This window comes from Klenkia taihuensis, assembly GCF_900112525.1.
Lineage (GTDB): Bacteria > Actinomycetota > Actinomycetes > Mycobacteriales > Geodermatophilaceae > Klenkia > Klenkia taihuensis.
Window position 1 is genome coordinate 320,386 of sequence record NZ_FOMD01000003.1, and the last position, 12,306, is coordinate 332,691.

Genomic DNA, 12,306 nt, shown 5'->3' on the forward strand with positions numbered 1-12,306 from the left:
CCCGTCTGACCTGGGAATCTGTGCTCCGTCCGTGACGTGGGTGTGCCTACACTCAGGCGCGCGGGGGATCGATCCCAGGACCTGAGTGGGGGCACACGTGGCTGGTGGCAGCGCGATCCGGGGCAGCCGGGTCGGAGCAGGGCCGATGGGCGAGTCCGAGCGCGGCGAGTCCGCCCCGCGGGTACGGGTGGGCTTCTGGTGCGCGAACGGGCACGACACCCGCATCGTGTTCGCGCACGACGTCGAGGTGCCCGAGACGTGGGACTGCCCGCGCTGCGGGCTCCCCGCCGGGCAGGACCAGCAGAACCCGCCGCCGCCCCCGCGGACGGAGCCGTACAAGACGCACCTGGCCTACGTGCGGGAGCGGCGCAGCGACGAGGACGGCGCCGCCCTCCTCGAGGAGGCCCTGCAGCGGCTGCGCGCCCGCCGCGGCGCCTGAGCCCGCGGGGGCCCGGGCATCCCCGGGCCCCCGCGGGTCACAGCTGCGAGGCGGCGTCCTGGTCGAGCATCCAGCGGGTGGCCCGCCGGCCGACGGCACCGGCCGCGGGGAGCGACGCCGGGGTCTCCCGGCCGGACAGCGCCCTCGCCACGGCCTCGGCCTTGCCCTCGCCGGAGACCAGCAGCCAGACCTCCTCGGCCGCGGTGATCACCGGGAAGCCGAGGCTGACCCGGGTCGGCGGCGGCTTCGGGCAGTCACGCACGGCCACCACGGTGCGGTCGTCGGCGACGGCGGGGGAGTCGGGGAAGATCGACGCGACGTGGCCCTCGGGGCCGACCCCGAGCAGCAGGACGTCGATCCGGGGTACCGCGCCGTCGCCGGCCGCGGCCAGCTCCTGCGCGTAGGCCACGGCGGCGTCCTCGGGCTCGGCGTAGCCGGCGTCGGCGGCCGGGATGGCGTGCACCCGCTCCGCCGGCACCCCGACCACGTCGAGCATGGCCGCGCGGGCGCCCTTCTCGTTGCGGTCGTCGTCGGCGGCGGGGACCCAGCGCTCGTCGCCCCACCAGACGTCGACCCGGGTCCAGTCCACCTCCCCGGGCGCCGCGGCGACCGCGCGCAGCACCGCGGTGCCGATGCCGCCGCCGGTGAGCACCACCGACGCCGTCCCGTGCTCGGCCTGCGCGGCCGCCAGCCGGGCCACGAGCTCGCCGGCCACGGTGGCGGCCAGCTCGTCGGCACCGGGCCGGACGACGACCTCGGGGGCGCTCACGAGGCCTGCCCCGGCTCGTCGTCGCCGCCGTCGTCGTCCCCGGTGCCGGTCTGCGCGACCTCGTCGTCGTCGCGCGAGTCGGCGGGCACGGTGGGGGCCGGCGGCGGGGGCGGCCGCATGGGGTCGAACCAGTGGTGCTCGCGCACCGGCGACCGCCGGGCCAGGCCGGTCACGCCGGTGGCCGCCTCCAGCGCCTCGCGGTAGGGCTCGTCGCTGTCCAGCCGCTTCATCTCCTCGCCGATGAGCTCGCCGAGGGACCGCTTGGGCAGCGCGACGGTGGCGTCGGGCCGGTAGGGCTGGCTGATCACCGCACCGCCCTTGCGGTCGTCGGTCAGCCGGACCTCCTCGTCCTCGTCGAGGGAGAGGACGACGGTCTCGATGCCCTTCGTGCCCGTGCTGCGCTGACCGGGCTCGACGGTGATCGAGCACCCGCAGCGCGCGCTGAGCCAGCCGGCCACCAGCTGGGCGGTCGGGTTCTCCGGGTCGCCGAGCAGCTGCCCGCCCAGCACCCGGACCGGCCCGCCGCGGCGGCCGACCACGGCGTCGAGGGTGGAGGCCAGCGCGGAGCGCCAGAACGTGCTGCGGGTCCAGGCCAGGTCGGTGTCGCCGGGGGCGAAGTCCTCGGCCCGCCGGTGCAGCGACGCCACGGGGTCGGCGGCCATCAGGCTGTCGGTCACCCGCCGGTTGGCGATGACGCCGAGCGCGTCGCGGTCCAGGTGGTCCGGCGGGGCGCCGTGGAACCAGGTGACCACCGGGGCGTCGGCGGCCAGCAGCGGCAGCACGACGGACTCGGCGTGCAGGCCGAGCCGGCCGTACATGCGCATGACGACGGCCTCGCCGGGGCCGAGCCGGCCGCCGACCAGCACCTCAGCGTCCAGCCGCGGCGTCGGCGCCTCGACCTGGCGTCGCACGACGACCAGCAGCCGGCAGGGGTGCACCTCGGCCGCGGCCGCCGCGGCGGCCTCGGCCTCGGCGACCTGGTCCTCGTCGGCGACGACGACCAGGGTCAGCGCTACCCCGCTCATCACGGCTCCGCCGGTGCGGCGCTGGGCGGCGAGCTCCTTGACGATCGCCGACCCGTTGGTGTCCCAGAGGGTGCTCACTGCGGGTCCTCCCCGTGGCTGGTGGTGGTCACGGTCGGCGCCATGCCCGGCCCTCGGAGGCGAGCATCTCGTCGGCGGCCCGCGGGCCCCACTCGCCGGCGCGGTAGGGGTAGGGCGTGGTGGAGGCCCAGTACTCCTCGAGCGGGTCGATGACCGCCCAGGAGGCCTCGACCTCGGCGTTGCGGGGGAACAGCGTGGCGTCGCCGAGCAGCACGTCCAGCAGCAGCCGCTCGTAGGCCTCGGGGGAGGCCTCGGTGAACTGCTCGCCGTAGAGGAAGTCCATGGAGACGTCGCGGACCTCCATGACGCTGCCCGGGACCTTCGACCCGAACTTGAGGGTGACCCCCTCGTCGGGCTGCACCCGCACGACGAGCTGGTTGTGGCCCAGCTCCTCGGTGTCGGTGGGCGCGAAGGGCAGGTGCGGCGCACGGCGGAAGGACAGCGCGATCTCGGTGACCCGCCGGGGCAGCCGCTTGCCGGTGCGCAGGTAGAACGGCACCCCGGCCCAGCGGCGGGTCTCCACGCCCAGCCGGACGGCGGCGTAGGTCTCGGTGCGGGAGTCCTCGGCGACGCCGTCCTCCTGCCGGTAGCCCTTGGCGCGCTGGCCGGCCAGCCAGCCCTGCTCGTACTGACCCCGGACGGCGAAGCGCTCCATGTCGGTGGGCACCGACACCGCGCGCAGCACCTTGAGCTTCTCGGTGCGGATCTCCTCGGCGGAGAACTCGACCGGCTCCTCCATCGCGGTGAGCGCCAGCAGCTGCAGCAGGTGGTTCTGCAGCACGTCGCGGGCCGCGCCGGTGCGCTCGTAGAACTCCGCGCGCCCGCCGATGCCGACGTCCTCGGCCATGGTGATCTGCACGCTGTCGACGTGCGCGCCGTTCCAGACCGGCTCGAACAGGGTGTTGGCGAACCGCAGCGCCAGCAGGTTCTGGACGGTCTCCTTGCCCAGGTAGTGGTCGATGCGGAAGACGTCGTCGGCGCTGAACACCGAGTCGACCAGGCCGTTGAGCTCGCGGCTGGAGGGCAGGTCGGAGCCGAAGGGCTTCTCCACGACCACCCGGCGCCACCGCTCGGCGGTGCTCTCGGCCATGCCGGTGCGCTGCATCTGCTTGAGCACCACCGGGAACATGCTCGGCGGGATGGACAGGTAGAACGCCGCGTTGCCGCCGATGCCGTGGCTGCCCTCGAGCTCGCCGAGGGTGCGGGCCAGCTCGTCGAAGGCCGCGTCGTCGTCGAAGGAGCCCTGGATGAAGCGGACCGAGGCGGACAGCCGCTCCCAGACCTCCTCCCGCCACGGGGTGCGGGCGTGCTGGCGGGCGGCCTCGCGGGACAGCTCGGCGAAGTCGACGTCGTCCCAGTCGCGGCGGGCGAAGCCCAGCAGCGCGAAGTTGGTGGGGAGCAGGCCGCGGTTGGCCAGGTCGTAGACGGCGGGCAGCAGCTTCTTGCGGGCCAGGTCGCCGGTGATGCCGAAGACGACGAGGGCGCAGGGTTCGGGGACCCGGGGCAACCGCCGGTCCCTCGGGTCGCGCAAGGGGTTGGTCATCGATCCCTCTGGTGGTGTGCGCTGGTGGTGTACGGGTGGCGGACACCAGCGGGGCCGGGTGCGGCGGTGCACCCGGCCCCGGTGGGCTACTTCTTGTCCTGCAGCTGTTCCTTCACCGAGCCGGACAGCTCGTCCCAGGCGTCGATGAACTTCTGCACGCCCTCGGTCTCGAGGACGGCGAACACGTCGTCGAGGTCGACCCCGGCGTCGCGCACCGACTGCATGACCTTCTCGGCGTCCGCGTAGGTCTCCTGCACCGGGCGGCCGACCTGGCCGTGGTCGGCGAAGGCCTGCATGGTCTTCTCCGGCATGGTGTTGACCGTGTCGGGGGCGACCAGCTCGGACAGGTAGAGGACGTCGCTGTAGTCGGGGTTCTTGACCCCGGTCGAGGCCCACAGGGGGCGCTGCTTGCTCGCACCGCGGGCCTCGAGCGCCGCCCAGCGGTCGGAGGAGAAGACCTCCTCGTAGGCCTGGTAGGCCAGCTGCGCGTTGGCGACGCCGGCCTTGCCCTTCAGCGAGGGGTCGGCGCCGGCGTCGTCCAGGCGCTTGTCGATCTCGGTGTCCACCCGGGACACGAAGAACGACGCCACGCTCTCGATGCCCTCAAAGCTCGCGTCGGGGTCCTCGGCGCGCTTCTCCAGGCCGGCCAGGTAGGCCTCCATGACCGCCTTGTACCGCTCGAGGCTGAAGATCAGCGTGACGTTCACGCTGATGCCGTTGGCGATCGTCTCGGTGATCGCGGGCAGGCCCTCGACGGTGGCCGGGATCTTGATGAACAGGTTCGGCCGGTCGACCAGCCACCACAGGTGGGCGGCCTCCGCGGCGGTGGCGTCGGTCTCGTGGGCCAGCCCGGGGGCGACCTCGAGGGAGACGCGGCCGTCGCGGCCGGTGCGCTGCGCGACCGGGGCGAGCAGGTCGCAGGCATCGCGGACGTCGGCGGCGGTGATGGTGCGCAGCGCCTCCTCCACCGAGACCCCCCGGACGGCCATGGCGTGCAGCTGGTCGTCGTAGGACTCCGAGCCGCTGATCGCGGCCGCGAAGATGGAGGGGTTGGTGGTCACGCCGACGACGGAGTGCTCGTCGACGAGCTGCTGCAGGTTGCCGCTGCGGATCCGGTCGCGGGACAGGTCGTCCAGCCACACGGCCACACCGGCGTCCGAGAGTGCCTCGAGGTTCTCGTTCTGGGTCATGTCGGTCTCCTTCACTCGCCGGTGCGGTCGTGGAGCTTGCCCACGACGTCGGCACCGGAGGCGGGGCCGGCGCCGTCGGCGGCGGCCTGGATGCTCTCGCGGGCGGCGGCCACGACGGCCTCGGCGGTCAGGCCGAACTCGTCGTACAGCTTCTGGAACGAGGCGCTGGCGCCGTAGTGGTCCAGGCCGACGACGCGTCCGGCGTCGCCGACGAACTCGCGCCAGCCCATGGCGACCGCGGCCTCGATGCTGACCCGGGCCTTGACGGTCGGGGGCAGCACCTCGTCGCGGTAGGCCGGGCCCTGCTCGGCGAACCACTCCTGGCACGGGATCGACACGACCCGGGTGGGCGTGCCGGCGGCCTCCAGCTGCTCGCGGGCGGCCACGGCGATCTGCACCTCGGACCCGGTGCTCATCAGGATCACCTCGGGGGTGCCGCCGCTGGCCTCGGCCAGCACGTAGGCGCCCTTCGCGGTGCCCTCGGCCGAGCCGAACTCCGACCGGTCGAGCACCGGCAGGTTCTGCCGGGACAGGATGATGCCGGCCGGGCGGTCGTTGTGCTCCAGGATCGTGCGCCACGCGACCGCGGTCTCGTTGGCGTCGGCGGGCCGGACGACGTCCAGGCCGATGATGGCCCGCAGCGCGGCGAGGTGCTCGATCGGCTGGTGGGTCGGGCCGTCCTCGCCCAGGCCGATCGAGTCGTGCGTCCACACGTAGGTGACCGGCAGCTGCATGAGGGCGGCGAGCCGGACGGCGGGGCGCATGTAGTCGGAGAACGTCAGGAACGTGCCGCCGTAGACGCGGGTGCCGCCGTGCAGGGCGATGCCGTTCATGATCGAGCCCATCGCGTGCTCGCGGATGCCGAAGTGCAGCGTGCGGCCGAACGGCCCGCCGCTCCACGTCTTGGTCTGCCGGCTCGGCGGCAGGAACGAGGGCTCGCCCTCGACCGCGGTGTTGTTGGACTCGGCCAGGTCGGCCGACCCGCCCCACAGCTCCGGGAGCTCGGGGTAGATCGCGGCCAGCACCGCGCCGGACGCCTTGCGGGTGGCCATGCCCTTGGGGTCGGCGTCGAAGGTCGGCAGCGCGTCGGCCCAGCCCTCGGGCAGGGTGCGGGTGCGCATGCGGTCGAACAGCTCGGCCTGGTCGGGGTTGGCCGACCGCCAGGCGTCGAAGGAGGGCTGCCACTCGGCCCGGGCCGCCCGGCCCCGCTCGACGACCTGGCGGGTGTGCGCGATGACGTCGTCGGCGACCTGGAAGGTCTGCGCCGGGTCGAAGCCCAGCACCTCCTTGGTGGCGGCGACCTCGTCGTCCCCGAGGGCGGAGCCGTGCACGGCGCCGGTGTTCTGCTTGTTCGGCGACGGCCAGCCGATGATCGAACGGCTCACGATCAGCGACGGGCGGGAGGTCTCGGCCTTCGCGGCGGCGAGGGCGGCATCGAGGGAGGCGAGGTCCTCGCTGTCGGCGACGTGCTGCACGTGCCAGCCGTAGGCCTCGTATCGGGCGGCGACGTCCTCGGTGAAGGCGATCGTGGTGTCGTCCTCGATCGAGATCTTGTTGTCGTCGTAGACGACGACGAGGTTGCCCAGCTGCTGGGTGCCGGCCAGCGACGACGCCTCGCCGGAGATGCCCTCCTGCAGGTCGCCGTCGGAGGCGATCGCCCAGATCGTGTGGTCGAAGAGGCTCGGCTCGTCCGGTCCGCTGGTCGGGTCCCAGATCCCGCGCTCGCGGCGGGCGGCCATGGCCATGCCGACGGCGTTGCCCACGCCCTGGCCCAGCGGCCCGGTGGTGGTCTCGACGCCGGTGGTGTGGCCGACCTCGGGGTGGCCCGGGGTCTTGGAACCCCAGGTGCGCAGGGCCTTGAGGTCGTCGAGCTCGAGGCCGTAGCCGGAGAAGTACAGCTGGGTGTACAGGGTCAGCGCGGTGTGGCCGGGGGACAGCACGAAGCGGTCACGGGCCACCCAGTCCGGCTCGGAGGGGTCGTGCTTGATCCACTTCTGGAACAGCAGGTAGGCCAGCGGGGCCAGGCTCATCGCGGTGCCGGGGTGGCCGTTGCCGACCTTCTGGACGGCGTCCATCGCCAGCACGCGGGCGGTGTCGATGGCCTTGCGGTCGAGGTCGGTGAAGCCCTCGGGCAGGGTCGGGATGGGCTGTGCGGGGTTGCCGGTGGGGGAGTCCGTGGCGGCCTCCGCCGGTGCCTCGGACTCGGTGCTCTTGTCTGCCATCGTGGCGGGTGCTCCCTCGGGGGGTCGGTCGTACGTCGGAGCGATGCCGGTGTGTCTGCCGGTCGTCGTCCTTGCCGACCTGGGCACTACCCGCCGGGCGCGCACCATCAACGTGGTCGAACCCTAGTGGTAGCCCCGGTGTTCCGGCGCCGGGTCGGGCTACAGTGGGCTCGACCTCCGCCCGCCCCGGTTCGAATGGTGTGGATCGACTCGTGACCTCGATCGCCGAACGGCGTGCCGTCGTCCGGCGCACCCCTCCGCTGGCGCTCGTCGGGGCCTACGTCTCGCTGACCAAGCCCAAGCTCGTCGAGCTGCTGCTGGTCACCACGCTGCCGGCGATGATGCTGGCCGCCGGCGGCTGGCCGGGCACCGGTCTCGTGGTCGCCACCCTGGTCGGCGGGATGCTCGCCGCGGGTGCCGCCAACACGATCAACTGCTGGTACGACCGTGACATCGACCGGATCATGTCGCGCACCCGCGACCGGCCGACCGTCACCGGGGTGGTCGCCCCGCGGGCCGCGCTGACCTTCGGCGTCATCCTGGCCTGGATCTCGCTGGTCGTCCTCGGCGTCTTCACCACGCCGCTGGCCACCGCGCTGGCCGCCGTGGCGATGCTGGCCTACTCGGTCTTCTACACGATGGTGCTCAAGCGCCGGACCCACCACAACACCGTCTTCGGCGGCCTCCCCGGCGCCGCCCCGGTGCTCATCGGGTGGGCCGCGGTCACCGGTTCGCTGGCCTGGCCGGCCGTCGTCTTCTTCGGGATCGTCTTCTGCTGGCAGATGCCGCACTTCTGGGCGCTGGCCAGCCGCTACCGCTACGACTACTTCCGCGCCGGCGTCCCGATGCTCTCCGTCGTCGCCGGGCCGGTGACGGTGGCCAGGCAGTCCGCCGCCTGGGCCTGGGCGACCCTCGCCGTCTCCGCGCTCATGGTGCCGGTGACGCCGCAGCTGGGCTGGATCGCCGGTGCGCCCGTGCTGGCCCTGGGTGCCTGGTACGTCTACGAGACGCACGCCTGGCTGGCCCGCATCAAGGCCGGCGCCCCGGACCGCCCGATGAAGTTGTTCTCGGTGTCCATCACCTACATGACCCTGCTGTCCATCGCCCTGGTCCTCGACGTCCTCCTCTGAGGCCCCACCGGGAACGAGAGCGGGCGCCTGACGCCCGGTTGCCGGGTTGCGGCCCTCTCGCGCTGCGTCGAGTGGGAGGGAACCCCGCAGGCCGGTCACCCGAGAACGGGGTTCCCGGGGTGCAGGCACGCCCGATGACCCCGCGAACCCTGCACTCGGGGGTGCCTGACGCCCGGTTGCCCTTTCGCGCTGCGTCGAGCGGGCGGGAACCCCGCGGTCGCGAGGTGCGCGCCCGGGCGGAGCTACCTGGTGGTGGCGAAGGCGTCGGCGGGGGGCTGGACCTCGGCCTCGGTGCGGGGGCCGCGGACGGCCCAGCACAGCCGCGCGGTGTAGGCGGTGATCAGCACCGCGCCCAGCATGTGCAGCAGCACCAGCACGACCGGCAGGCCGGTGAAGTACTGCACGTAGCCGATCACCCCCTGGGCCAGCTCCACGACCAGCAGGTCGCGGGCGGCCCGGCGGACCCGACCGGGGGAGTCGGTGGCGTACAGGGCCACCAGCAGTGCCACGGTCAGCCCGATGAGCAGGAAGACGACGTCGGCGTGCAGCTGGCTGACCAGCTCGGGGTCGAAGCCGGTGCGCCCGGCGCCCGGGTCGCCGCTGTGCGGGCCCGAGCCGGTGACGACGGTGCCGAACACCTGGACGGCGGCGACGGTGACCGCGATGCCGGTGACCAGCGCGGCGATCGGCCGGCGCACCAGCAGCCCGCCCACCCCGGGCTCCCGGGAGCGGAGCCACAGCGTGGTGGCGACGGCCACCAGGACCATCGACACCAGGAAGTGCGCGGCGACCGTCCACGGGTTCAGCCCGGTGAGCACGGTGACCCCGCCCAGCAGCGCCTGTGCCGGGATGCCCAGGAAGCTGCCGACCGCCCACTTCCGCAGCTCCCGGCGGGTGGAGCGCCACACCACCACCACGGTGGCGATGGCGATCACCGCGAGCGCGAAGGTCAGCAGCCGGTTGCCGAACTCGATCAGCCCGTGCCCGGCGAGCTCGGCCGTCGGGGTGATCGACCCGTCGGTGCACTCGGGCCAGGTGGGGCAGCCCAGCCCGCTCCCGGTCAGCCGGACCGCACCGCCGGTGACGACGATGAGGCCGTTGGCGACGGCGTTGGCGAGGGCGACGCGGCGGACGACGACGGGGGAGACCGGCACGCACCCAGGGTAGGTGGCTGCGTGTTCGCCCTGGGCGCACACGGGAAGGACAGGACCGGCGGACGCGCTGCACCCCACAGCGCAGGGCCCCGGGCAGCGACGGCTGACCGGTCCGGCCCCCGCGGCGCACGACCCCCGGTCGAGGAACGGCCGCCCGGGTCGGCGCAGGACCTGACCCAGGGAGCACACCCCCGTGACCTCTCCGTTCGACGACTTCTTCTCCTCCTTCCCCGGCCCCGGCGCCCGCCGGGGCATGCAGCGGGTCGACCTGACCCAGCTGCTGTCCGACCACGCCCGCGAGACCCTGCTGGCCGCCGCGCGCCAGGCCGCCGGGTGGGGCGGCCGTGACCTCGACGCCCCGCACCTGCTGTGGGCGCTGGCCGGCCAGGAGCCGACCCGCACCCTGCTGACCCGCGCCGGCGCGGACCCCGACCGGCTGCGCACCGGCCTGGAGGAGACCCTCCGGGTCGGCGAGGCGACCGACGGCCCGGTCACCCTCACCCCCGCCGCCAAGCGCGCCCTGCTGGACGCCCACCAGGTCTCCCGCGCCAGCGGCTCGACCTACATCGGCCCCGAGCACCTGCTGTTCGCCCTGGCGCTCAACGCTGACTCCGCGGCCGGACGGCAGCTGTCCGGTGCCCAGGTGACCCCGGAGTCCCTGCAGCGGGCGGCCAGCGGCGCCCCGGCCGAGCAGCCGCCGTCGGACACCCCGACGCTGGACCAGTACGGCCGCGACCTGACCGCGCTGGCCCGCGACGGGAAGATCGACCCGGTCATCGGCCGGGCCGACGAGATCGAGCAGACCATCGAGGTGCTCTCCCGCCGCACCAAGAACAACCCGGTGCTGATCGGCGAGGCCGGCGTCGGCAAGACCGCCGTCGTCGAGGGCATCGCCGCGCAGATCGTGGCCGGCGACGTCCCCGACGTGCTCCGCGGCCGCCGGCTGGTCGAGCTCGACCTCACCGGCCTGGTCGCCGGCACCCGCTACCGCGGCGACTTCGAGGAGCGGCTCGGCAAGGTCATGGACGAGATCCGCGCGCACGCGGACTCCGTCCTCGTCTTCGTCGACGAGCTGCACACGGTGGTCAACGCCGGCGGCTCGGAGGGCTCGGCCGGCGCCGGCAACATCCTCAAGCCGGCACTGGCCCGCGGTGAGCTGCACGTCATCGGCGCGACCACGCTGGACGAGTACCGCACCAGCATCGAGAAGGACCCCGCCCTGGAGCGGCGGTTCCAGCCGATCCTGGTCGGGGAGCCCAGCGTCGCCGACACCGTGGAGATCCTGCGCGGCCTGCGCGACCGGTACGAGGCGCACCACCAGGTGCGCTTCACCGACGAGGCGCTGGTCGCCGCCGCGGAGCTCTCGGACCGCTACGTCGCCGACCGGCACCTGCCCGACAAGGCCATCGACCTGGTCGACCAGGCCGGCGCCCGGGTGCGGCTGCGGGTCCGCCGTCCGACCACCGACCTGCGGTGGCTGGAGCAGGAGGTCGAGCGGCTGCAGCGGGAGAAGGACCAGGCCGTGGCCGCCGAGCAGTACGAGCGCGCCTCCGGGCTGCGCGACGAGCTGGCCGGCGTGCAGCAGCGGCTCACCGAGGCCCGCGCCGGCGGTGGCGAGGCCGGCGTCCCCGAGGTGGGCGTCGCCGAGATCGCCGAGGTGGTCTCCCGGGCCACCGGCATCCCGGTGGCCCAGCTGACCGAGGAGGAGCGTGACCGGCTGCTGCGGCTGGAGGAGGTGCTGCACGCCCGCGTCGTCGGCCAGGACGAGGCCGTCGAGGTCGTCGCCGAGGCCGTCCGCCGGTCCCGCGCCGGCCTGGGCGACCCGGACCGGCCGATCGGCAGCTTCCTGTTCCTCGGCCCGACCGGCGTCGGCAAGACCGAGCTGGCCCGTGCGCTGGCCGAGGCGCTGTTCGGCGACCAGGACAAGATGGTCCGGCTCGACATGGGCGAGTTCCAGGAGCGGCACACCGTCAGCCGGCTGGTCGGCTCGCCCCCCGGGTACGTGGGCTACGAGGACGCCGGGCAGCTGACCGAGGCGGTGCGCCGCAACCCCTACTCGGTGGTGCTGCTCGACGAGGTGGAGAAGGCCCACCCGGACGTGTTCAACACGCTCCTGCAGCTGCTGGACGACGGCCGGCTCACCGACTCCCAGGGCCGCACGGTCTCCTTCGCCAACACCGTCGTGGTGATGACGTCGAACCTGGGCTCGGAGGCCATCGTCAACGCCGCGCACGGCCCGCTGGGCTTCACCTCGGGCACCGACGACGGCGGCCGCGACGTCCGGGACGCCGTCCTGCGGCGGCTGCGGGAGGCCTTCCGCCCCGAGTTCCTCAACCGGATCGACGAGGTCGTGGTCTTCCGGCAGCTGGAGGCCGCGCAGCTGGCCCGCATCACCGACCTGCTGCTGGACGAGACCCGGCGCCGCCTGGCCGCCCAGGACATCGCCGTCGAGTTCGACGAGCAGGCGGTCGCCTGGCTCGCCGAGCGGGGCCACGAGCCGGCCTACGGGGCCCGTCCGCTGCGCCGCGCGATCCAGCGTGAGGTCGACAACCCGGTGTCCCGGATGGTGCTGGCCGGTGATCTGCAGCGCGGCCAGCGGCTGCGGGTGGGCGTGGTCGACGACCGGCTGCACTTCGCGGTCGACAGCCCGGTGGCCGTCTGACCTGGCACGCCGTGCCACGGGGGGTGCCGGATGCGTCCGGCACCCCCCGTGGGCTGCACGTTCGGGTTAGGGCGACCTTGCTTGCGAGGCACGG

General features: G+C 73.9%; 9 protein-coding genes. 3 read left to right on the forward strand and 6 right to left on the reverse strand.

The features are described from left to right. The first annotated feature begins 97 nt into the window (after positions 1–97). Positions 98–439, forward strand: a complete 342-nt coding sequence (locus tag BM158_RS13595; RefSeq protein WP_091559806.1) for an RNA polymerase-binding protein RbpA — start codon at positions 98–100, stop codon at positions 437–439. Between the two features lie 37 nt (positions 440–476). On the opposite strand, the gene pgl is transcribed toward BM158_RS13595, so the two are convergent. From pgl to tkt, 5 genes are all read right to left on the reverse strand, one after another. Continuing rightward, complete coding sequence (gene pgl, locus BM158_RS13600; RefSeq protein ID WP_091559808.1) at positions 477–1,208, reverse strand: 6-phosphogluconolactonase; 732 nt, start codon at positions 1,206–1,208, stop codon at positions 477–479. Next, a complete protein-coding gene (locus BM158_RS13605; protein ID WP_091559813.1) occupies positions 1,205–2,311 on the reverse strand; it encodes a glucose-6-phosphate dehydrogenase assembly protein OpcA in 1,107 nt (368 codons plus the stop codon). Before BM158_RS13605 ends, pgl begins: the two co-directional genes overlap by 4 nt. 28 nt (positions 2,312–2,339) lie before the next feature. Then, on the reverse strand, positions 2,340–3,854 hold the full coding sequence (gene zwf / locus BM158_RS13610) for a glucose-6-phosphate dehydrogenase (protein WP_091559816.1): 1,515 nt from the start codon (positions 3,852–3,854) through the stop codon (positions 2,340–2,342). An 86-nt stretch (positions 3,855–3,940) separates the two neighbouring features. Continuing rightward, positions 3,941–5,044 (reverse strand): transaldolase, encoded by a 1,104-nt coding sequence (tal, locus tag BM158_RS13615; protein ID WP_091561192.1) that lies wholly within the window; start codon positions 5,042–5,044, stop codon positions 3,941–3,943. An 11-nt stretch (positions 5,045–5,055) separates the two neighbouring features. Then, on the reverse strand, positions 5,056–7,266 hold the full coding sequence (gene tkt / locus BM158_RS13620) for a transketolase (RefSeq protein WP_091559821.1): 2,211 nt from the start codon (positions 7,264–7,266) through the stop codon (positions 5,056–5,058). Positions 7,267–7,478: 212 nt separating this feature from the next. On the opposite strand from tkt, the gene BM158_RS13625 reads away from it, so the two are divergent. Then, positions 7,479–8,396, forward strand: coding sequence for a heme o synthase (locus BM158_RS13625; protein ID WP_091559824.1), 918 nt, complete (start codon positions 7,479–7,481; stop codon positions 8,394–8,396). A gap of 242 nt (positions 8,397–8,638) precedes the next feature. On the opposite strand, the gene BM158_RS13630 is transcribed toward BM158_RS13625, so the two are convergent. After that, positions 8,639–9,550 carry a COX15/CtaA family protein gene (locus BM158_RS13630; RefSeq protein ID WP_091559827.1) on the reverse strand — a complete coding sequence of 304 codons (912 nt, stop codon included), beginning with the start codon at positions 9,548–9,550 and terminating at the stop codon, positions 8,639–8,641. Between the two features lie 193 nt (positions 9,551–9,743). Between BM158_RS13630 and BM158_RS13635 the strand changes: the two genes are divergently transcribed. After that, positions 9,744–12,212: an ATP-dependent Clp protease ATP-binding subunit gene (locus tag BM158_RS13635; RefSeq protein WP_229827411.1), complete on the forward strand. Its 2,469-nt coding sequence runs from the start codon at positions 9,744–9,746 to the stop codon at positions 12,210–12,212. Positions 12,213–12,306 lie beyond the last annotated feature (94 nt).

Excerpts from the sequence above, each read along its gene's own strand:
- tkt (WP_091559821.1), bottom strand. The coding sequence starts at position 7,266 with ATGGCAGACAAGAGCACCGAGTCCGAGGCACCGGCGGAGGCCGCCACG.
- zwf (WP_091559816.1), bottom strand. The coding sequence starts at position 3,854 with ATGACCAACCCCTTGCGCGACCCGAGGGACCGGCGGTTGCCCCGGGTC.
- tal (WP_091561192.1), bottom strand. The coding sequence starts at position 5,044 with ATGACCCAGAACGAGAACCTCGAGGCACTCTCGGACGCCGGTGTGGCC.